Origin of the sequence: Rhodanobacter sp. L36 (assembly GCF_009765755.1) — a bacterium.
Lineage (GTDB): Bacteria > Pseudomonadota > Gammaproteobacteria > Xanthomonadales > Rhodanobacteraceae > Rhodanobacter.
Genome location: NZ_LMUV01000011.1, coordinates 1,129,343 through 1,150,808 on the forward strand (window position 1 = coordinate 1,129,343; position 21,466 = coordinate 1,150,808).

The window sequence follows — 21,466 nt, forward strand, 5'->3', positions numbered from 1 at the left end:
GGATTCTTCAGTTCTTGGAATGGAGATCGAAGCGGGATGAAACCAGCGCCGCGGGGTTGAGAAGTGTGGGCGGTCGGCCAGCCTGCGGGCCGAAGCCGAACATGGCGATGACATTGTCGATCGCCAGCGAGGTCATCGCGCGGCGCGTGCCGTGGCTGGCGCTGGCGATATGCGGGCTGAGCAACACGTTGTCGAGCGCGAGCAGCGATGGATGCACCGCTGGCTCGCCTTCGAAAACGTCGAGCGCTGCGGCGGCCAGCTTTCCACCGGCAAGCGCTGCCGCCAGCGCATCGTCGTCGACGATGCCCCCGCGCGCGATATTCACCAGCATCGCAGTCGGTTTCATCGACGCGAGTTCCGCTGCGCCAATCGCATGGCGACTTTCTGCCGTCAGCGGCAATACCAGCATCAGGAAATCGCTCTCGCGCAGCAGCGTCGTCTTGTCGACAAGACGCGCCGCGCATTCGCGCTCGATCGACTCCGGCAGGCGCGAGCGGTTGTGGTAGATGACGGGCATGCCGAAACCGATCGCGCGCCGCGCGATCGCCTGACCGATTCGTCCCATGCCAAGGATGCCGAGCGTGCGGCCGCGCATGTCCATGCCAAGCCACTGGGTGAATTCGGTGGCCTTCCACTGCCCTGCCCGCAGCCAGCGTTCGGCGGGGCCGACGCGTCGCGCTGCACCGAGCATCAAAGCCCACGCATAGTCGGCCACGCTTTCGTTGAGCACGTCGGCCGTATTCGACGCGGCGATGCCTGCCGCCGTCAACGCGTCGAGATCGAGATTGTCGTAGCCCACGCCCAGGTTGGCGACGATGCGCAGACGTTTCGCGTCCGCGATTTCCGCAGCACCGATGTGCTCCTTGAGTCCGACGATCGCGGCGTCGCAATCGGCCAGTTTCGCCGCCAGTTCAGCGGAAGAAAACTTCACCTCGTGCGGCTCTTCGACCACCTCGAAATGTTCGTCCAGCCGAGCGACGACATCGGGGAACGTCGGGCGCGAAATCCACACCCGTGGCTTGCCGCTCATCCGCAACTCCCATCGTTCACGAGGGAGACTGTCCCGGAATGCGCGGCTCGACCACGCCGACGTCGCCGCACTGTGCACGATGGCGCAATGCGTGGTCCATCAGCACGAGCGCCATCATCGCCTCGGCGATCGGCGTGGCACGGATGCCGACGCAGGGGTCGTGGCGACCCTTGGTCACGACTTCGGCCGGCTCACCGGCAAGGTTCACGCTGTGACCCGGAATGAGAATGCTGGACGTGGGTTTGAGCACGATGGATGCCGTCACGGGCTGGCCGCTGCTGATGCCGCCGAGGATGCCACCGGCGTGATTGGACGTAAAGCCGTCCAAACGCATTTCGTCGCGATGCTCGCTGCCACGCTGTGTCACCGCCGCGAACCCGTCGCCGATCTCGACACCCTTGACCGCGTTGATCGACATCAATGCACTGGCCAGGTCACCGTCGAGCTTGCCGTAGATCGGCTCGCCCCAACCCGGCGGCACACCTTCCGCCACCACATTCACGCGCGCACCAACCGAGTCACCGGTTTTTCGCAACGCATTGATATAACTTTCCAGTACCGGCACCTGCGCAGCCGCCGGCCAGAAAAACGGATTCTCTTCCACCGCGTCCCAGTCGAAGCCTTCCGGTGTGATCTCGCCGATCTGCGCGAGATAACCGCGCACGCGCACGCCGTAGCGTTCGGTAAGCCACTTTTTGGCGATCACCGCGGCAGCCACGCGCATGGTGGTTTCGCGCGCCGACGATCGCCCGCCACCACGCGGATCGCGGATGCCGTATTTCTGCCAGTAGGTGTAATCGGCGTGTCCGGGACGAAAGGTCTGCGCGATCTCGCCGTAGTCTTTGCTGCGTTGGTCCGTGTTGCGAATCAACAGCGCGATCGGCGTGCCGGTGGTCTTGCCTTCGTAGACACCCGAAAGAATCTCCACCTCATCCGCCTCATGCCGCTGCGAGGTGTAGCGGCTTTTGCCGGTGGCGCGTCGATCGAGATCGGTGCGGAACTCCGCTGCATCGATGGTCAGGCCGGGCGGGCAACCGTCGACGACGCAGCCGATCGCCGGCCCGTGACTTTCGCCGAACGTGGTAACGCAAAAGAGTTTGCCGAAGGAGTTGCTGGACACGGGAAGTGGACGTCCGTTGGATAGCGTTACAGCTTAACCGCGATGCTGTCCGATGTCTGATGCAGCATCCATTCGCGCTTCAGCAAGGCGAAAATCATGTCGTCCAGCCATTCGCCACGCAGCCACAAGCTTTCGCGATGATGTGCTTCCTGACGCATGCCGAGGCTTTTCAGCATGGCGACGCTGGCGAGATTGCGCGGATCGACCGAGGCGTGGATCCTGTGTCGCCCCAGCGTACCGAATACGCGTTCGAAGCATGCTTTTACTGCTTCGCATGCGTAGCCGTGGCCCTGATGCGCCGGTGCGATGCTGATACCGAACTCGACCGTTGCCTCGCGGTCGGCAGGCAGATTCAGGCCGAGGTCGCCGATCAACTCACCGTATTTGTGTAGACGAATCGCGCACTGCACCCAGCCGTTCGCGTGATCGAATGACAGTCGCGACTGCGCATCAATGAACGCGCGCGCCTCTTCCACATCGGCCGGACACCATCCCTGGAACCTTGCCACCTCGGGATCGGCGCGATAGGCGAATAGCGTTTCGGCATCCGCAGGCTTCAACGCATCGAGCAGCAACCGCGGCGTGCGGATGGCCGTCTCCATTCGCTCAGCCGACACGACGGGCGGATGCTGCTGCACCGATCGCATCCGCATGGTCGACCAGATCGCGCCGCTCGAGCGCGAATACGCCCATCTGACCGACTTTGAATTCGATCCAGATGAAGGGCACTTCGGGCAGCAGCTCGGCCAGTGCGTGCTCGCTCTCGCCGACTTCAATGATCAGGAGGCCGTCATCGGTAAGGTATTCGGCCGCCTCGTCGAGCATGCGCAGGCACAAGTCCAGGCCATCGGCGCCCGAGGTCAGCCCAAGCTTCGGCTCATGCGCGTATTCACCCGGCAGCGCTGCGTATTCGTCGTCGGTGACGTAGGGCGGGTTGGAGACGATGAGGTCGTAGCGCTGGCCTTCGACGCCCGCGAAAAGATCGGAGCGAATCGCGCGCACGCGCTTTTCGACGTGCTGGAACACGATGTTTTCGCGTGCCAGCGTGAGCGCCTCTTCGCTCACGTCGGCGATGTCGACTTTCCACTCCGGGTTGTACTCGGCCATCGCGATGCCGATGCAGCCCGAACCCGTGCACATGTCCAGCGCGCGCTCGATATGGCGTTCGTCGAGCCACGGCGCGAAGCCCGACTCGATCAGCTCGGCGATCGGCGAACGCGGCACCAGCGCACGGCGATCGCTCTTGAACTTCAATCCGGCGAACCAGGTTTCGCCGACCAGATAGGCAACCGGCAAACGCTCGGTGACGCGGCGCTCGATCAGCGCCAGCACATTCGCGCGTTCGTCTGCCGTAAGCCGCCCGACACCATAGGCGGGCGGTATATCCGGCGGCAGGTGCAGGCTCGCCAGTACGAGATGCGTGGCCTCGTCGATCGGGTTGTCGTGGCTGTGCCCGAAGGTGAGCCCGGCGGCGGAGAAACGACTGGCGCCGTAACGGATGAAGTCGATGATCGAGGCAAGTTCGGCGGTCACGGCGATGGCTTCCATGGCGGGGCCGCGAAGTATAGCGGCTGGCCTGCGCGCATCACTTGCGCCATGGATGGCTTACCAGAGATAGACCTGCAGAGACGGCTCGGTGGACATCGGCGGAATCCGCTGCAGCAAGTCCCGCTGGTCGGGGTAATTCATCGCGCTGCGTTCGAGCATGTTGTCGATCTGCGCCAGGTCATGCTGCGCTTCTTCAGGCGTCGGCGGCCGCATCTGTTCCGGATCGGGAAACAGGCCCATGCCGGCAAGCAGGCTGTACCAGGACAGCGTTGGATAGCCCTGGCCAAAGATGCCCTTCTTCAATCCCGCAACGATCGGTTTGCTGGCCAGCCACGTGCTCAGCAGTTGCTTCAGCGGATTCGACAGGTGCGTATTGGCCGCGTTGTCGAGCCAATAGGCGGTGTCGGTGCGCGTGTTGGTCTTGTAGTGGGTGACGATGTAATCGCGAGTGCCTTCGAACTGGGCGTTGACCGTCTGATTGAATGCCTGCCGTGCCTCGTCACCCAGATCGCCCATCTCCAGCGCTGCCACGAAGGCGGTGGCGGTGCGCTGCACGAACAACAGCGTGGTGGCCTCCAGCGGTTCGATGAAACCCTGCGACAACCCGATCGCGAGGCAATTGCGATTCCAGCTTTCGGCGACACGCCCAACCCGCATCTTCAGGTGGCGCGCTTCGACATCGGCATCGAGCAACCCGAGGTGCGCGCGAAGTTCGGTCTCCGCTTCATCTGGCGAACAGTAATCGGTGCTGTAGACGTAACCGTTGCCGAAGCGATTGGTCAACGGAATTTTCCAGGCCCAGCCGTTCTTGAGCGCGGTCGAAATGGTCTGCGACATGATCGGCCCGTCGATGGGCGTGGGCAGCGCGATCGCCGCGTTGTTGAACAGGTTTTCCGCGTAGGAAACGAACGGCGTTTTCAGCGCCTTGCCGACCAGCATCGAAGCGAAGCCGGTGCAGTCGACGAAGAAATCGGCGTCCAGCATCTCGTCACCTTCGAGGCGCAGCGAGCCGATATCGCCGTTGTCTTTCAGGACCACCTCGTTCACGTGCCGCGGCACATGACGCACGCCAAGCTCCAGCGATTTCCTCAACAGAAAAGCGCCAAGCAGCCCCGCATCGAAGTGGTAGCCATGCCATATCTCGAATGGAAAATGGCGTTCCGGACGCGGGGCGCGACCTTCGCGCGCCAGCCGACTGGCAATGAAGAAGCGATCGGGATGCGCATCCACGTCGGCGTAGTTCAAACGCGAGTGCACGTTGTTGATGAACTGCGTCATGGTCAGGTTGTCGAGCATCGACGCAAACGGATGGAAGTAGCTTTCAAATCCGGGACGCGTCGACCACTTGTCGAAGGTGATGCCGTTCTTGTAAGTCGCGTTGCACGCGGGCATCCACTCCGACTCCTCGATGCGCAGGCCTTCGAAAAACTTGCGCAGATAAGGCGTCGAACCCTCGCCCACGCCGATCGTGCCCACCTGCGGTGATTCGATCACCGTCACCTGAATCGCGGAGCCGTAGGCGGAATTGGCCAGCATCAGCGCGGTCATCCAGCCTGCCGTACCGCCGCCGACGACCACGATCCTGCGCACAGGCGGTTCGGCGCCGACGCGTGTGGCGTGATGTTCGTTGCTGGTCTGGTTGAAGACGGTGGCAGAGACGGACATGGCGGGCGCGGTCGCTGGCGGGATCGAGCGCCAGAGCATGCCACAGCGTGCCGTGCTCGATAGCAACGCAGTCATTCGCACTCATCAGCGCCTGAGCGCCCGATATACTGCGCGGATGACCTTCAACGTATTCCTGCAGTACATCCTGCCGCACCGGTTTCTCTCCCGCATCGTCTACTGGGCCACGCGCTGGACCTTTACGCCGTGGAAGAACTGGCTGATCGGCACCATCGTGCGCAACTACGACGTCAACATGAGCGAGGCGGCGCAGCCCGACGCGCTGTCCTACCAGCATTTCAATGCGTTCTTCACGCGGAAGCTGCGCCCCGATGCACGTGCGGCCGACGCCGATCCGCTGGCCTTGCTCTGCCCCGCGGATGGGCGCATCAGCCAGTCGGGCGCGATCGTCGATGGCCGCATCTTCCAGGCCAAGGGCCAGGATTATTCCGCAGCAGAACTGCTGGGCGACGAGGCTTCCGCGCAGCCGTATCGCGATGGCAGCTTCGTCACCGTCTATCTCTCGCCGCGCGATTACCACCGCGTGCACATGCCGATGAAAGGCACGTTGCGGGAAACCGTGCATGTGCCGGGCCGCATCTTCAGCGTGGCGCCGTTCGCGGTGGAAGCGATACCGCGCCTGTTCGCGCGCAACGAGCGGCTGGTGTGTCACTTCGACGGCGAGCACGGCCCGTTCGTGGTGGTGATGGTCGGCGCGATCCTGGTGTCGTCGGTGGCGACGGTGTGGGACGGGCTGGTGATTCCGCCGTATGCGTCGTCGATCCGGCGCAAGTCGTTCGAGGGCCAGAACATCACGCTGGACCGTTTCGCCGAGATGGCCCGCTTCAACATGGGCTCGACGGTGATCATGCTGCTGCCCGCCGGAATGGCTGCACTCGATGCGCTGCAGCCGCTGCAGCACGTCCTGGTCGGCCAGCGTATCGGTCACCGCTCGCCGGGCTGATGCAATGCGTCGTTTTGTGACGATCTAGGCGCAAACCGTCCAATCTCCCCGCTACGCTCTGGGCTTGCCGCGTATCGTGGCGGCAATTCCAGCCAAGGGGACACCATGCAGATACTCACTCCTTTCTTCGTGATGATGCGTGCGCGTCAATTGGGTCGACAGTTCCGCGACATCGAGCGCAGCATCCGTGCGCTGCCCAAGCGCAGCCGCGAGCGATTGAGCACGCTGACCCTGCGCGAGATCGGCCAGGCATCACGCAGCGATTTTCCGCATCTCTACGGCACGCCGCCGGAAGCTCGCTTCCAGCCTTGGGGGCAGGGAACGGAAGTCGGCTACGAACGCGCGTGTTCCGGCAACACCGAAGTCGCGCTGCGCGGCATGGCACTGTGGCTGGCCGTGGCCTATCACGAGACCAAGAATTCCCCGCACACCAGCCTTCAACCGCAATATCGGCAACTGATGCAGATTCTGCGCGAGCTCAAGGAAATGCAGGCGGCCAGTCCCGAAGAAAGCTGGATACAGGACAGCGCTGTCGCCTGATCTGCATCAGTACACGCAGATCACGGCGATCAGTTGCGCGGGGTCAATCGATCGCTCAGCTGATCATCTTCAATCGCAAACAGGCAGCCGGATCGTCTTGCCCACGCTGATGCGATGGTGCTTGAGGCCGTTCATGCCGGCCACTTCATCCACGCTCGAACAATGCAGCTTGCGCACGATGCTCACCAGCGTGTCGCCGCGACGAACCTTGTAGCGACGCTCTTGACGGGGCGCTGGCGCTGCATGCACTTCCGGCGCCGGCACCACGACGGGCACCACTGCAGCGTGCAGATCATGCGCAAGGATCGGCCACGGTCCATCGACGCAACGCAGCGCGTAGATTTTCTCCAGCGGCTTCGGCACCTGGATCGACGCGCCCATCGGTTGCACCACTTGCGGATCGAGCCGTGGATTCAGATTGCGCAAGGTGCGAAACCATCCATCGCCCATGCCCTTGGTCGTGCCCAGGCACACGGTCAATTCGGTCAGCGATGCAGGCCGCTTCAGCTGCACTGCGCCCGCATCACCTTCGATCTTGGGGAACTTGAGGTTGTAGCTTTCCGGATGCAGGAACAACCACGCGGCGGCGAGCACCGAGGGCACGTAGTCGCGTGTCTCCGGCGCCAGCTGGTTGTAGATGCGCGGATCGTAGAAGCTCACCGAGGTGTTATCTCCGACCGCGCGGCGCATGCGTCCTTCACCGCCGTTGTAGGCGCCGATCGACAGCTCGAGGTTGTTGTTGAAAATGCGCAACTGTTCGTTGAGATATTCGGCATTCGCACGCGCCGACGCACCCGGGTCGTAGCGCGTGTCGAAGCCGCTGTCGCTGGTCAGGCCGAAACGTGCGCCGGTGGCGTACATGAACTGCAAGGGGCCGGCCGCGCCCGAGCGCGAAACCGCATGCACCTTGCCGCCGGATTCCTTCGCCATGATGCCGAACAGCAACGCTTCGGGCAGATCGGCTTTCTGGTACTGCGGCCACATCTCGAAACGCATGTATTGATAGTTGACGTACGCGTCCATCAACTGCGGGCGCCACTGCGTCAGCCACATTTCCAGCGCGGCTTTCACCGGACCGTTCATCGCGATCAGTTCGGAAAGTTTCTGCCCATGCAGCAGCGTCACGCTTCGCTCTGCCTCCGGCAGGGTTGTCGCTCCAGCTTTGCCGGCAGCGAGTGCGGCCTGCGACGGATCGACATCGCTATCCAGATCCTGATCCCCACTGAAGTCGCCGTCCTTCAGGCGCAGCAGGCGATCGAACACCGAGAAGAATCGTTGCGGATCGCAGCCCGGCGTATTGCCGCAGCGCGCAGCCGCTTCCTTCAGGCGGTCCAGCGATTGCGTGAGCGTGAGCTGCGACGCTTGCAGATTGCCCTCGCGCGATTGCTGCAAGGCCGTTTCGTAACCCTTGCTGGCAAGATCGAGCTGCGCGTAAAGCGCGTTCACGGGCGCGGCGGGTTTCACGGCGGCCGTGCCGGCGCACGCGGTGAGCATGGCCATCGCGCTGCCGAGCAGCGCGGTGCGGCAAGAAGATTTTTTCGCGGACAACGACATTGCTTGTTTGATCCATGCGAGCGAGTAAAGCGCCCACCATAGCCGGCGCAGCGCTTCGACTCAACGCGGCCGGCGGTAACCCCACGGGGTTGGCTACAATCGGGCATCAACGAAGGATGCACCGCCATGACGGACATATTGATCGGCCGCAACGACAGCACCAGCGTCAGTCTCGACCCGCAGTACGGTAATCGTCACGGCATGATTGCCGGCGCCACCGGCACCGGAAAATCGGTGTCGCTGATGGTGCTGGCCGAAGGCTTTTCGCGCCTTGGTGTGCCCTGCTTCCTGGCTGATGCCAAGGGCGATCTGGCTGGCCTCGCCATGGCTGCGGGCGAACCGGGCGACAAGCTCAAGGCACGCCTGGCCAAGTTGAAACTCACCGACTGGAAGGCGCAGGCCAACCCCGTCATCTTCTGGGATATCTACGGCAAGCTTGGCCATCCGGTGCGCGCCACGATCAGCGAAATGGGCCCGACCCTGCTCGGTCGCGTGCTGGAGTTGAACGACACGCAGGAAGGCGTGCTCGAGGTCATTTTCAAAGTGGCCGATGACCAGGGTCTGCTGTTGCTCGATCTCGCCGACCTGCGTTCGCTGCTCACGTTCGCGTCAGAGAATGCCAAGGATATTTCCAGCCATTACGGACTGATCAGCCCGACCAGCATCGCGGCGATCCAGCGCGCGCTGCTGAAACTGGAACAGGACGGCGCCGATCAGTTCTTCGGCGAGCCCGCGCTCGAACTCGCCGACCTCATGCGCCAGGATATGAGCGGCCGCGGCATCATCAACGTGCTGGCCGCCGATCAGCTGATCCTCAAGCCCAGGCTCTACTCCACCTTTCTGTTGTGGCTTCTGTCGGAACTGTTCGAGCAGTTGCCGGAAGTCGGCGATCTCGACCAGCCGAAAATGGTGTTCTTCTTCGACGAAGCGCACCTGCTGTTCGACGATGCGTCGCCGGCATTGCAGCAGCGCGTGGAGCAAGTCGTGCGGCTGATTCGCTCCAAGGGCGTGGGCGTGTATTTCTGTTCGCAGAATCCCGACGATGTGCCCGGCGTGATCCTCGGCCAGCTCGGCAATCGCATCCAGCATGCGCTGCGCGCTTTCACTCCACGCGATCAGAAAGCGGTGAAGGCTGCGGCCGAAACTTTCGTCGCCAATCCGAAACTCGACGTGGTCACGGCCATCACCCAGCTCGCGGTTGGCGAAGCGCTCGCCTCCACACTCGCCAACGGCGGTGTGCCGACGCCGGTCGAACAGGTGCTGGTGACTTCCCCGTGTTGCCGCATCGGCGCGATTACCGACGCCGAGCGCAGCACGATTCGCCAGCGCTCGCCGGTCGGCGGCAAGTACGACACCACCGTGAATCGCGACTCCGCCGAGGAAATGCTGGCAAGGCGCGCCAGCGAAAAGGCCGCTGACGCCGGCAGCGGTGCGACCACCGCCGGCGGCAAGGTCATCGACCCGGCAGCGCCCGCAGATTCGCCCGGATGGGGCGGCGCCGTGCACGACGCACTATTCGGCACCAAGCGTCGCCAGGGCATGGTCGAAACGATGGGCAAGCAGGTCGTGCGAACGATGGGTAGTCAACTCGGCCGGCAGATTCTGCGCGGCGTGCTGGGTGGCATCTTCGGCGGCAAGCGTTGAACCGAGGTTTCGCATGAGCCGCTGGCGCCCGCCTGCTCCCGGTTCGACCGCCATCATCACGCGCGATGGTTTTGAAAGGCTGAAGGCCGAGCTCGATCATTTGTGGCACGTGCTGCGGCCGCAAGTCGTTAAGGCACTCGCAGCAGCCGCCGCCGAAGGTGATCGCTCCGAAAACGCGGAATACATCTATCGCAAAAAGCAGCTGGGCGAAATCGATCGGCGCGCGCGCTATCTCAGCAAGCGCATTCCGGCGTTGCGCGTGGCCGAGGGCGCACCAAGCGATCGCAGTCTGGTGTTTTTCGGTGCACGCATCGAACTTGAAAACGCCCATACCGGCGAAGCCCTGCACTACCGCATCGTCGGCCCCGACGAAACCGATGCGCGGCTGGGCTGGATCAGCATCGACTCACCGCTGGCGCGCGGCGTGCTCAAGAAACGCGTCGACGACGAATTCGCTGCGGAACTCCCGGGTGGAACGGCGCGCTTTGCGATCATTTCCGTCGCATACGACTGACCCGGCGGCGCTATTTTCCAGCGGGCGAAAACGCGCGCGAGTCTCGTCGATAGTCACTTTCGATCTGCGCCAAACGCGCTTCGCGCGCTTGCGGGCTCACCCACTGTCCGTGTTCTGCCTGCTGGCGCAGCAAGACGTATTGCATGTCGACAAATGGCTGCAGTACGTGATTGTCCTGCGGAGCGAATCCGCCGAGGTCGGGAATACGCGCCAACGTTGCGCGCTCTCGATTGCCGTTGTCGCCGGATGCATGTCCGTACGCCAGGATGAAATCGGTGAGCCGTTGACGCACCGACACGGCAAGACCTTCGCGGACGACAAACACGCCCGAGGGTATCAGCGACGAGCGCCAGATCACCTTGAGCTGCGATGCCTCGGTCGGAAATTTGTGGCGAAACAAATCAAGATCGGGATTATTGCTGCTGGCGACGTCCGCATCGCGATTGACCACGGAAAGAAGATTGGCCTGATGCCCGCCTACGTGCACGCTCGCGAAAAACGTGTCGGAGTTGATGCCGCGCGGCGCGAAAACGTATGCCTCCGGCATCATGTAGCCGCTCACCGAAAGCGGTTCACTACGCGCGTAGCGCCATTGCCCGGATCTGGACAGCATGTCGTCGAGCGAATGGATCGGACCATCGCCACGCACCACGAGCATCGCGACGTTGCCCTTGGCGCCGTCGCTGCGCACGAACTGCGCGAACACGCGCATGTGCTGGTGCGCCACGGCCTCCACCGCGAGCCTGCCGGAGAGGAACGCCACATCGACGCCTTGCGCGCCGATCATGCTTGACAGGCCCGTGTAGCTGCTCACCGAAACGGTGGTGACCGGCATGTCGATTTGCTTCTGCAATTCGTCCAGCAGCGGTCGCCATTGCTGAAGCGACTCGGCGGCGCTGCCGATCGGGAGAATGCCGAATCGCAGCGATGCCGGTGCACTTTTTTCATTCTGTGTACCGCCAGCCAGCACCGCGAGCGGCAGCATGATCGCCATCAACCCCATCGCGACGACACGGCCGAGGATTCTTCGTCGACGCTGCTGCAGCGGCTCGCGCCATGCGTTGTTCAATATTCCGCTCCCCGGTTTATCAACAACCGTATATAGACAAGTTGACTCATCGGGGCAACCGTCATTCCGGCAATCTGTGCGCTGGAGGGTAATCGCGCCCGGCACGGCGTGGTTGGTAGCAGACGGTGGTGCGATGAAAAACTTCCCTGGCGCTGTCCGGATGCCATCCCGGCAAGCCGGAAAGCGGCAACGGTCGCAGTTCGAGCGGGTCGCGCAGCAACGAACCATCGGCGATCAGTGACGCGCAGCATGCCAGCGCATCCGGCATGCCGGTCGTTCCTGCCGCGTGGAATACCAGCGCTTTCGCGACCAGCAATTTCTCCGGGCTCAACGCGTGTTCCAGCAAAGCATGACCAAATAACGCAACGTCGATGGAGCCATCGAGCCACGCCTCTCGCCGCTGCCAGAACAGTGCATGCCAGTCGTGCGCGTCCCATAGCGCGAGCAGCGACGGGTCACGCAGAAGTACGACGACGCCGGCTTCGTCGAAATGCGTCATCGCATACTGCGAACGCGAGCGATGCTTGGGGCCCATGCGGACGATCTCGTCCATCTGGCGACGGTTCAACGCCTGCTTGATCGACGGATGGCGCAGCCAGACCAGTGCGTTGAGCAAGTCGTGCCAGTTGCCCTCGCGTGTGGCGATCTGGCCGCTTTCGGCAATGCGCTGTTCGTAGTGCAGGCCGTCGGCCAGCAGCGCGGGCGTTTGCGCGATGAAGCGATAATCGGCATTGGCTGGAAGCAGATCGTTAAGCTGCCCTACGGAAGGCCACGCATCACCTTGAAGCAGCGACGCGTAGTCGCTCCATGCGACCAGCGGCTGACGGATGAATACATCCGCGTCCACGGCCCCGCGCGACGGCGCGTGGTAACGCACAACTCAGCCGACGAGGCGCGCGTGCAGATCGTGATCGCTTGCCTCTTCGACCACGACGTCGACGAACTGGCCGGCTTTCAGCTTCTGGCCATCGGCGATCAACACCGTGCCGTCGATTTCCGGTGCGTCGGCAGCGGAACGCGCGACGGCGCCGTCCGCTCCCACTTCATCCACGAGCACCTTGATCGTGCGGCCAATCTTGCGCTGCAGCTTGGCGGCGGAAATCTCGGCCTGCACCGCCATGAATTGTTCCAGGCGGTCTTCCTTCAATTCTTCCGATACCGGATCGGGCAGCTCGTTGGCCTTGGCGCCGTCCACCGGCGAATAGGCAAACGCGCCGACGCGATCGAGTTCGGCCTCGCGCAGGAAGTCGAGCAGTTCCTCGAACTCCGCATCGGTCTCGCCGGGAAAACCCACGATGAAAGTGCTGCGAATCGTGAGATCGGGCACGGCCTTGCGCCAGTTCTGGATGCGCTCCAGCGTCTTGTCGATATTGCCCGGGCGCTTCATCAGCTTGAGGATGCGCGGGCTGGCATGCTGGAAAGGAATGTCGAGATATGGCAGCAGTTTTCCCGCAGCCATCAATGGCATTACTTCGTCCACGTGCGGATACGGATAGACGTAATGCAGGCGCGCCCACACGCCGAGTTCTGACAGGCCTTCGCACAGATCCGTCATGCGCGTGCGATACGTCTTGTCGCGCCACTGGCGCTCGGCGTACTTCAGGTCCACGCCGTAAGCGCTGGTGTCCTGCGAGATCACCAGCAACTCCTTCACTCCGCCCTTCACCAGGCGCTCCGCTTCCAGCAGCACTTCGTCCACGGGGCGCGATACCAGATTGCCGCGCATTGACGGAATGATGCAGAAACTGCAGCGATGGTTGCAGCCTTCGGAAATCTTGAGATAGGCGTAGTGCTTCGGCGTCAGCTTCACGCCGATGTCCGGCACGATGTCCAGGAAGCGATTGCGCTGTGGCGGCAAGGCTGTGTGCACGGCACTCATCACGCTGGCGTAATCCTGCGGGCCGCTGATCGACAGCACCTCCGGATACGCTTCGCGGATCAGGCTCTCGCGCTTGCCGAGGCAACCGGTAACGATCACTTTGCCATTCTCGTGCAATGCGGTGCCGATGGAGTCGAGCGACTCCTGCACCGCCGCATCGATGAAGCCGCAGGTGTTCACCACTACCGCGTCGGCCTCACCGTAGCTGGGCACGATCTCGTAGCCTTCGACCTTGAGCTGAGTGAGGATGCGCTCGGAATCGACCAGCGCCTTGGGGCAGCCGAGACTGACGAAACCGATCTTGTGTGCTGCCTGCGACATGACTGTGGACTACCGTAAGAAACGGCGCGAAAGAACGCGCGAAACAGCGGATTATACGTGAGCGCGGCGTTGACGCCGGCGCGGCTAATATTCACCGCTTTCCATCCGCGGAGCTTTTTCCATGGGCGAGCACATCAATATCCCGACCACGCGCACCCAATGCATCGGCGCTTATCTGGCAAAACCGCAGGGGAAACCCAAGGGTGGCATCGTGGTGATCCAGGAAATCTTCGGCATCAACGCGCACATGCGGCGCGTCGTCGACGGCTTCGCCGCACAGGGCTACACGGCGATCGCGCCCGCGTTCTTCGACCACGTCGAAGCCAACGTCGAACTCGGCTACGACGAAGCCGGTTTCAAGAAAGGCCAGCAACTGGTGGGCGAAGTCGGACTGGAACAAGCCGTGAAAGACGTCGCCAGCGCGGCCGAAGCGATTGCATCCGCCGGAAAGATCGGCACGGTCGGTTATTGCTGGGGCGGCACCGTGGCATTGTTGGCGGCGCTGCGCTTGGGGCTACCTTCGGTGAGCTATTACGGCGCGCGCAACGTGCCGTTTCTGCACGAAATACCGAAGGCGCCGGTGATGTTCCACTTTGGCGAAAAGGACAAGCACATCACGCCGGACATGGTCGCCAAACATCGCGAACTGCTGCCGCAGATGGAAACCTTCACCTACCCGGCCGATCATGGCTTCAATCGTGATGTCGGGCCGCAATACGACGAAGCCAGCGCGAAGCTTGCCCTGCAGCGCACGCTCGGTTTTTTCGAACGCCACCTGGCCAGCGCGTGAGCGACAGTGAATTCGTTCTGGATGCGCGGCTGACCGCTGATTCTCATCCCGTCGCCACGCTGCCGTTGTGCGACGTGCGGCTGATGAACGATGCGCGCTATCCCTGGCTGATCCTGGTGCCACGTCGCAGCAGCATGATTGAAATCGCAGAGCTGCCCGAGTCCGATCAGGCAACGCTGTGGCAGGAGGTCAATCGTGCCGCTGCCGCGCTTCGGTCAACGACGCCCTGCGAGAAAATAAACATAGGCGCGCTCGGCAATATCGTGCGGCAGCTGCATGTGCACGTGGTCGCACGCAATCAGGGCGATGCGGCGTGGCCCGGCCCGGTGTGGGGCCACGGCATGGCGAAGCCGTACGAAGCACCGCCATGCGACACGCTGATCGAGCGATTGCGCAAGGCGCTGAAGAGCTAGCCGAAGCCCGAAGAGCCGCATGAACGAAAACGCCCGCGTATCGCTACGCGGGCGTCGTTGTCTGGACAACGAGGTCATATCAGTACTGCGGCTGCCCCTGTGGCTGGCCACCGCCTTGGTCCATTGGGCTGGAGCCCGCAGCATCCTTGCCCTTCAGCTCATCCGGCATCGCAGTGGGCGCATGGTAATCCTCGAGTTTGCGCGCCTTCGTCTCCAAAGGATTGATCCGCTTCAGCGTACCTTTGTCGTCGTAATACACGGTGAACCCGTAGTCGAGCTGCAAACGTGCCATGTACTGGAGGTGCTGCTTGCGGATCTTCGAATCGTCGCTGCGAACCAGCAGCACAGTCTTGGGCAACTGGCCCTGGTCTTTCAGATACGAGAAATGGCTGCCCACATCGAGCGCCGACAGCACGGCGCCGTCGACCAGGAACTGGTTGCTCTTGTACGCCTGGATGGTGGTGTCGTACTTGCTCTGCGCCGTGGCGACGATATCGTCCTTCGTGCCGCCGGTATGGCAGCCGGCGAGTACCAGAAGACTGCAAAGCATGATCGCGGTGGCGGCGCGCGTCAGCAGGGTTGAAAAGCGGATCATCGAAGTCTCCTGGACTAGCTGTCGGTTCATCTGGTTCGTTGGATCACGTCGAAGTGTAGCGCCGGACCTTGCCTGATGACGCAGTCTTCGACAGGTCCATTTCAGGCAACTTCATCTATCGGATCAGGTGCGCGGAAGCGTCACGCCCTGCTGGCCCTGGTATTTGCCGCCGCGATCCTTGTAGCTGGTTTCGCATTCCTCGTCGGACTCGAGGAAAAGCATCTGCGCCACACCCTCATTGGCGTAAATACGTGCGGGCAGCGGCGTGGTGTTCGAAAATTCCAGCGTCACGTGCCCCTCCCATTCCGGCTCGAGCGGGGTCACGTTGACGATGATGCCGCAACGCGCATACGTGCTTTTGCCCAGGCAGATGGTGAGCACGCTGCGCGGTATGCGGAAGTATTCGACCGTACGTGCGAGCGCGAACGAGTTCGGCGGAATGATGCACACGTCGGACTTGATGTCGACGAAGCTGCCTTCGTCGAAATGCTTGGGGTCGACGATGGTGGAATTGATGTTGGTGAAAATCTTGAACTCGTTGGCGCAACGCACGTCGTAGCCGTAGCTGGAGGTTCCATAGGAAACCAGCTTCTGGCCGTCGCGCAGCTTGACCTGACCCGGCTCGAACGGCTCGATCATGCCGTGCTGTTCGGCCATCCGGCGAATCCACTTGTCGGGTTTGATGCTCACGCGCGCTCCAGTTTTCTATCGGGTGCGGCTCGGACGAGGTCCGGCCGAAGGTGCTGAAAATACCATGTCGGCCCGCTGCGCTGGCGAGCGCTACGGATCAGTCGTTCGTCAACTCGGTCGCCAGCGCGTGCAACCGGACGCACCGTCACGCGGTCGGCGCGCCCTGCACGAGAATCTTGCCGAGCCCCAGTGATTTGTTTCGTGGCTGGCGAGATAACCGGCCGGTGGCATTGCGCGCAATCTCGCGATATCGCGCGGTGAGTTCGGAATCGGGTATCGCAACCACCGTCGGGGTGCCGGCATCGACCTGTTCGCGGATGCGGATATCCAGCGGCAGCGAGCCGAGATAAGGCACGTCGTACTGCGTGGCCATGCGCTCGCCGCCGCCTTCACCGAAGATGTGTTCCTCGTGGCCGCAGTTCGAACACATATGCGTGGCCATGTTTTCCACGATGCCCAACACCGGCACCTCGACCTTCTCGAACATCTTGAGCGCCTTGCGCGCGTCCAGCAGCGCGATGTCCTGCGGCGTGGTGACGATGATCGCGCCGGCTACCGGCACTTTCTGCGACAGCGTGAGCTGGATGTCGCCGGTGCCCGGCGGCAGATCCACGATCAGGTAATCCAGCTGTTCCCAGCGCGTGTCAGTGAGCAACTGCATCATCGCCTGCGTCACCATCGGGCCGCGCCAGATCATCGGCGTGTCTTCTTCCACGAGAAACCCGATGGACATCACCGAAAGCCCGTGCGCCTGCATCGGGATGATGGTCTTGCCGTCAGGTGATTCCGGTCGGCCGCTGATGCCGAGCATACGCGGCTGGCTCGGCCCGTAAATGTCCGCATCCAGCACGCCGACCTTCGCACCTTCGGCGAGCAGCGCAAGCGCAAGATTCGCCGACACCGTTGACTTGCCGACGCCGCCCTTGCCCGACGCGACGACGATGATGTTCTTCACGTTCGGCAGCGGCCCAAGCGCGCCCTGCACCTTGTGCACATGGATGCGGCTGGTAATCGACATCACCGCCGATTCGATGGCCGCGTCTGCCTCGAGAGCCTGCGTCGCGCGTCGCGCCAGATCGTCGATCGCACCCGCTGCGGGATAACCCAGTTGCATGTCCACCGAAACGCGCGCGCCATCCACGCCGATCGCGCGGATGGATTCGGCCAGCGGCGCACCAGTGTGCGGATCGATCAGTCCGCCAAGAATCTGGCGCACCAGGGCTTCGTTCGCCTGTGACATGAGGGCTCGGGTTCGATGGGGACTTTGCATTATGCCAGCGCACGTCGCCGCATCGAGCGTTCGCACGACATGGCGCGATGCAGCTTGACGCCTCGCGCGGCCGTCGGCAGGCTCAGTCCATACGCTTTCGTACGGGAGTACAGCATGAAGCCACTGTTCCGCCTCACCATCGCGGCCAGCCTGTTGCTGGGCGCAAGCACCGCTTTTGCCGCACACGACACGCCGGTAGGCAAATGGAAACAGGTCGACGACGTCAGCGGCAAGGTCAAATCGATCATCGAGATCACCGACACCAACGGCCAACTCCAAGGCAAGATCGTGCAGCTGCTGAATGTGTCGCCGGAAGACATCGCTCGCGAAGGCGCGCATCCGGTCTGCGTCAAATGCGATGACGAGCGCAAGGACAAACCGATCGAAGGTATGACCATCATGTGGGGCGTCAGCAAGGACGACGACGTATGGGACGGCGGCAAGATCCTCGACCCGAAGAACGGAAAAATCTACAAGGTGAAGCTGACCCTAACCGACGGCGGCACGAAGCTCGACGTACATGGATACATCGGGTTCTCGCTGCTGGGCCGCAGCCAGACTTGGCAGCGCGAGGAATAGATTGCCGTCTTCTCTCGAGATTGAAGGCGCGCCGATGGCGCGCTTTTTTTCGCGGACGACTTGCGTTCCTCACATCGCCACATCGTCAGCCGCATCCAGCCATGAAGCATCGTCTCCGATCGGGCATGCTGCCGTTTCCATCGCCAGCACGGAGTCGCTGATGCCCACCATCTTCACCCACGCCGCCGTTCCGCTCTTGCTCGGTGCTGCCCTGGGTCGCAGACGGATCAGCCATCGGCTGCTGTCAGCAGGCGCGATCGCCGCCGTGCTGCCGGATGCCGATGTGCTGGGTTTCAGATTCGGCATCGCTTACGCCGATGCATTCGGCCATCGCGGCGCCGGACATTCGATCACGTTCGCCCTGCTGGTCGCGTTGTTGGCAGCGGCCCTGCACAAACCACTTCGAACTTCGGCGCGAAACGCTTTCTTCTTCGTCGGCCTCGCGGCGATTTCGCATCCGTTGCTTGACGCCCTCACGAACGGCGGCCTCGGCGTGTCGTTGTCATGGCCGCTCAGTGATCACCGTTTCTTCTTTCCATGGCGACCCATCGAAGTCTCGCCGATCGGCGCGCGCTTCTTCAGTGTGCGTGGCTGGTGGGCGATCCGATCGGAACTCCTGTGGGTCTGGTTGCCTTCCGCCGCAATGGCCCTGCTGCTATGGCGATGGCGCGTGCGTGCTGAGCAAGGCGCAAGCCAGCCAGCGTAACGACGCATGCCATAATCCACGGCTATTCCACCAGCGTAGCCACCATGAGTCATCGTCGTCTGCTCGTCACCAATGCCCTGCCCTACGCCAATGGCCCGCTGCATATGGGTCATCTGCTGGGTTACATCCAGGCCGATATCTGGGTGCGCGCGCAACGCATGAGCGGCAACGAAGCGGTCTATGTCTGCGCGGACGATGCGCACGGAACGCCGATCATGCTCGCTGCTGAAAAAGCCGGCATGACACCGGAAGCTTTCATCGCGGGTATTCGCGAAGGACACGAAGCGGATTTCGCCGCGTTCGGCGTCGACTTCGACCACTACCACACGACCCATTCGGAAGAAAATCGCGAGCTGGCGACGCTGATCTATACGCGCCTGCGTGATGGCGGCAGCATCGCCAAGCGCAGCATCCAGCAGTTGTTCGATCCCGAAAAACAGATGTTTCTGCCGGACCGCTACATCAAAGGCATCTGTCCGAACTGCGGCACGCCGGACCAGTACGGCGACAACTGCGAAAACTGCGGCGCGACCTACGCGCCGACCGACCTGATCAACCCGTATTCGGTGATGTCCGGCGCTACGCCGGTGCTGCGCGATTCGGAGCACTACTTTTTCGAGCTGAGCAAATTCGAGGTTTTGCTGCGTGACTGGTTCGCCGGCAAATACAGCAACGGCAAGCCGGTCGCGAATCGCGGCGTGGTGGCGAAGCTGAGCGAATGGCTCGATGGCGGCCTGAAAGACTGGGACATCTCGCGCGACGCACCCTACTTCGGTTTTCCGATACCCGATGCACCGGGGAAATTTTTCTATGTATGGCTGGACGCGCCGATCGGTTACCTCGCCAGCTTCAAAGCGTACTGCGACAAGACTGGCGTGAAATTCGACGAATTTCTTGCCGAAAACAGCGCCGCTGAAATGCATCACTTCATCGGCAAGGACATCATCAATTTCCACGGTCTGTTCTGGCCGGCGATGCTGCATGGCGCGCAGATGCGCACGCCGACGGCGCTGCACACCAACGGCTACCTGACGGTGAACGGCGCGAAGATGTCCAAGTCGCGCGGCACCTTCATCCAGGCGCGCACGTATCTCGATGCAGGCATCCACCCGGAATTCCTGCGCTACTACTTCGCCACCATGCTCAGCGATGCGCCGGTCGATGTGGACCTCGATCTGAAGGCGTTCGAGGAGCGCGTCAACTCACACCTGATCGGCAAGTGGGTGAACATCGCCAGCCGCACCGCAGGTTTCGTGCAGAAGTTTTTTGGCGGCAAACTGGCCGATCGCTTCGATGTCGAAGAGGCCGCGCTCTGGCAGACGCTCCTCTCGCACTACGACGGCATCGAGCAGCTTTACGACACCGGCGAGTTCGCCGAAGTCACGCGCCGCTTCGTCACCATGGCCGATCTGATCAACGGTTACATCGCCGCGAAAGCGCCGTGGCTGATCGCCAAGGACGAAAGCCGCCGTCACGAATTGCAGCAGGTTTGCACGCTGTCGTTGAATGCGTTTCGCCTGATCGCCGGGCTACTCAAACCGGTATTGCCAGCAACAGTCGCAGCAGCCGAACAATTCCTCGCCGCGCCGATCGCAAGCTTCATCGATGCACGTCGCGAACTGCATCATCACACCGTCGGCAACTTCGAGCCGCTGCTCGGCCGCATCGACCCACGACACGTCGAAGCCATGGTCGAGGCGTCGAAAGAATCGCTGGGTGTTTCCGCCGAAGCGCTCGTTGTCGAAAAAACGAAAAAAGCAATCAACAACACCCCGAAGGTCGCCATGACAAACGCAGACTCTCAACCGACGAACATCGGGTCATCCCCTGCTCCGACTCCCGACATCATCGCCATCGACGACTTCGCCAAGCTCGACCTGCGCATCGCCAAGGTCGTCGGCTGCGAATTCGTGGAAGGTTCCGACAAGCTGCTGCGCTTCGAGCTCGACGCCGGCCCGCTCGGCAAGCGTCAAATCTTTTCCGGCATCCGCGCCGCCTACGCCGAGCCGGACAAACTGGTCGGCCGCAACGTGGTTTTCATCGCCAACCTCGCCCCACGCAAGATGCGCTTCGGCATCTCCGAAGGCATGATCCTTTCCGCCGGCGAAGGCGGCGCGGATCTGTTCCTGCTGGATGCGGACAACGGCGCGAAACCCGGCGACACTGTTCGCTGACGAGGCCTGAGCGCATGCAATGTGTCTATCGTTCGTACGATCACACTGACGCGCAGATAGTCACCGGCTTGCTAGTGTCCGAAGGCTGCCATGCGCACCTTTTCGAGAACGGCTTGTCGCGATTGAGGTGGCACCAAGCAATCGCATATGGTGGCGCAAGGGTCATGGTCGTCGATGAAGACTTGCCTGCAGCCATTGACGTGCTCGCGCGCTGGCAGCTGGGCGAGTACCAACTTGGCGAAGGCGATCTCTGCCCTCGATGCAATAGCACCAGCATCGAGGAAAACCCCAATTATCGCGGCTGGGCTTTCTTCTTCGGATGTTTTCTCGGCTTGCCTATATGGCCCATGCGCAAGTGGCATGAGCGCTGCAATTCATGCAGCCACCACTGGAAAGCTATACCG

The 21,466-nt window shown here is 62.2% G+C and carries 21 protein-coding genes; 9 read left to right on the forward strand and 12 right to left on the reverse strand.

Annotation, left to right across the window (positions count from 1 at the left end):
- Positions 1-7: 7 nt before the first annotated feature.
- Genes GSQ73_RS14850 through GSQ73_RS14870 form a run of 5 tightly spaced genes read right to left on the reverse strand, consistent with a single transcriptional unit; the run spans position 8 to position 5,363 of the window.
- Complete coding sequence (locus tag GSQ73_RS14850) at positions 8-1,030, reverse strand: D-glycerate dehydrogenase (RefSeq protein ID WP_158885347.1); 1,023 nt, start codon at positions 1,028-1,030, stop codon at positions 8-10.
- A 16-nt stretch (positions 1,031-1,046) separates the two neighbouring features.
- On the reverse strand, positions 1,047-2,150 hold the full coding sequence (gene aroC / locus GSQ73_RS14855) for a chorismate synthase (RefSeq protein ID WP_158885349.1): 1,104 nt from the start codon (positions 2,148-2,150) through the stop codon (positions 1,047-1,049).
- A 26-nt stretch (positions 2,151-2,176) separates the two neighbouring features.
- Positions 2,177-2,767, reverse strand: coding sequence for a GNAT family N-acetyltransferase (locus tag GSQ73_RS14860; RefSeq protein WP_254063416.1), 591 nt, complete (start codon positions 2,765-2,767; stop codon positions 2,177-2,179).
- Positions 2,757-3,698, reverse strand: coding sequence for a 50S ribosomal protein L3 N(5)-glutamine methyltransferase (gene prmB / locus GSQ73_RS14865; protein ID WP_174236109.1), 942 nt, complete (start codon positions 3,696-3,698; stop codon positions 2,757-2,759). The genes GSQ73_RS14860 and prmB overlap by 11 nt, the downstream gene beginning before the upstream one ends.
- 57 nt (positions 3,699-3,755) lie before the next feature.
- A complete protein-coding gene (locus GSQ73_RS14870) occupies positions 3,756-5,363 on the reverse strand; it encodes a tryptophan halogenase family protein (RefSeq protein WP_158885353.1) in 1,608 nt (535 codons plus the stop codon).
- A 115-nt stretch (positions 5,364-5,478) separates the two neighbouring features.
- On the opposite strand from GSQ73_RS14870, the gene asd reads away from it, so the two are divergent.
- Together asd and GSQ73_RS14880 are read left to right on the forward strand one after the other, a co-directional pair.
- Positions 5,479-6,324: an archaetidylserine decarboxylase gene (asd, locus tag GSQ73_RS14875; protein ID WP_158885355.1), complete on the forward strand. Its 846-nt coding sequence runs from the start codon at positions 5,479-5,481 to the stop codon at positions 6,322-6,324.
- Positions 6,325-6,429: 105 nt separating this feature from the next.
- Positions 6,430-6,864: a hypothetical protein gene (locus GSQ73_RS14880; protein WP_254063417.1), complete on the forward strand. Its 435-nt coding sequence runs from the start codon at positions 6,430-6,432 to the stop codon at positions 6,862-6,864.
- A 69-nt stretch (positions 6,865-6,933) separates the two neighbouring features.
- Here the strand turns inward: GSQ73_RS14880 and GSQ73_RS14885 are convergent, their stop codons facing one another.
- Entirely contained in the window at positions 6,934-8,418 is a 1,485-nt protein-coding gene (locus GSQ73_RS14885) for a transglycosylase SLT domain-containing protein (protein ID WP_158885357.1), read from the reverse strand.
- A gap of 126 nt (positions 8,419-8,544) precedes the next feature.
- On the opposite strand from GSQ73_RS14885, the gene GSQ73_RS14890 reads away from it, so the two are divergent.
- A complete protein-coding gene (locus GSQ73_RS14890; RefSeq protein WP_158885359.1) occupies positions 8,545-10,062 on the forward strand; it encodes a helicase HerA-like domain-containing protein in 1,518 nt (505 codons plus the stop codon).
- 13 nt (positions 10,063-10,075) lie between these two features.
- A complete protein-coding gene (gene greB / locus GSQ73_RS14895; protein WP_158885361.1) occupies positions 10,076-10,576 on the forward strand; it encodes a transcription elongation factor GreB in 501 nt (166 codons plus the stop codon).
- Positions 10,577-10,586: 10 nt separating this feature from the next.
- Here the strand turns inward: greB and phnD are convergent, their stop codons facing one another.
- The 3 genes from phnD to rimO form a co-directional block, all read right to left on the reverse strand.
- Positions 10,587-11,645 (reverse strand): phosphate/phosphite/phosphonate ABC transporter substrate-binding protein, encoded by a 1,059-nt coding sequence (gene phnD, locus GSQ73_RS14900; RefSeq protein WP_254063418.1) that lies wholly within the window; start codon positions 11,643-11,645, stop codon positions 10,587-10,589.
- Positions 11,646-11,706: 61 nt separating this feature from the next.
- Complete coding sequence (locus GSQ73_RS14905) at positions 11,707-12,522, reverse strand: DUF3025 domain-containing protein (RefSeq protein WP_158885363.1); 816 nt, start codon at positions 12,520-12,522, stop codon at positions 11,707-11,709.
- Between the two features lie 3 nt (positions 12,523-12,525).
- Positions 12,526-13,845, reverse strand: a complete 1,320-nt coding sequence (rimO, locus tag GSQ73_RS14910) for a 30S ribosomal protein S12 methylthiotransferase RimO (protein WP_158885365.1) — start codon at positions 13,843-13,845, stop codon at positions 12,526-12,528.
- 121 nt (positions 13,846-13,966) lie between these two features.
- Here rimO and GSQ73_RS14915 point away from each other — a divergent pair, with 121 nt between their 5' ends.
- Both GSQ73_RS14915 and GSQ73_RS14920 read left to right on the forward strand, forming a co-directional pair.
- On the forward strand, positions 13,967-14,635 hold the full coding sequence (locus GSQ73_RS14915) for a dienelactone hydrolase family protein (protein ID WP_158885367.1): 669 nt from the start codon (positions 13,967-13,969) through the stop codon (positions 14,633-14,635).
- A complete protein-coding gene (locus tag GSQ73_RS14920) occupies positions 14,632-15,048 on the forward strand; it encodes an HIT family protein (protein WP_158885369.1) in 417 nt (138 codons plus the stop codon). The genes GSQ73_RS14915 and GSQ73_RS14920 overlap by 4 nt, the downstream gene beginning before the upstream one ends.
- Positions 15,049-15,127: 79 nt before the next feature.
- Here GSQ73_RS14920 and GSQ73_RS14925 read toward each other — a convergent pair whose 3' ends face one another.
- The 3 genes from GSQ73_RS14925 to apbC all read right to left on the reverse strand — a co-directional run bounded on the left by GSQ73_RS14925 (position 15,128) and on the right by apbC (position 17,573).
- On the reverse strand, positions 15,128-15,643 hold the full coding sequence (locus tag GSQ73_RS14925; protein ID WP_158885371.1) for a hypothetical protein: 516 nt from the start codon (positions 15,641-15,643) through the stop codon (positions 15,128-15,130).
- A 123-nt stretch (positions 15,644-15,766) separates the two neighbouring features.
- The gene (gene dcd / locus GSQ73_RS14930; protein ID WP_158885373.1) at positions 15,767-16,333 is read right to left on the reverse strand and encodes a dCTP deaminase; all 567 of its coding nucleotides are present in this window, start codon (positions 16,331-16,333) and stop codon (positions 15,767-15,769) included.
- A 145-nt stretch (positions 16,334-16,478) separates the two neighbouring features.
- Positions 16,479-17,573 (reverse strand): iron-sulfur cluster carrier protein ApbC, encoded by a 1,095-nt coding sequence (apbC, locus tag GSQ73_RS14935; RefSeq protein WP_158885375.1) that lies wholly within the window; start codon positions 17,571-17,573, stop codon positions 16,479-16,481.
- Between the two features lie 144 nt (positions 17,574-17,717).
- On the opposite strand from apbC, the gene GSQ73_RS14940 reads away from it, so the two are divergent.
- The 3 genes from GSQ73_RS14940 (at position 17,718) to metG (ending at position 21,062) form a co-directional block, all read left to right on the forward strand.
- A complete protein-coding gene (locus GSQ73_RS14940) occupies positions 17,718-18,182 on the forward strand; it encodes a DUF2147 domain-containing protein (RefSeq protein WP_158885377.1) in 465 nt (154 codons plus the stop codon).
- A 160-nt stretch (positions 18,183-18,342) separates the two neighbouring features.
- A complete protein-coding gene (locus GSQ73_RS14945) occupies positions 18,343-18,888 on the forward strand; it encodes a metal-dependent hydrolase (protein WP_158885379.1) in 546 nt (181 codons plus the stop codon).
- A 44-nt stretch (positions 18,889-18,932) separates the two neighbouring features.
- Complete coding sequence (metG, locus tag GSQ73_RS14950; protein ID WP_158885381.1) at positions 18,933-21,062, forward strand: methionine--tRNA ligase; 2,130 nt, start codon at positions 18,933-18,935, stop codon at positions 21,060-21,062.
- Positions 21,063-21,466: the final 404 nt, after the last annotated feature.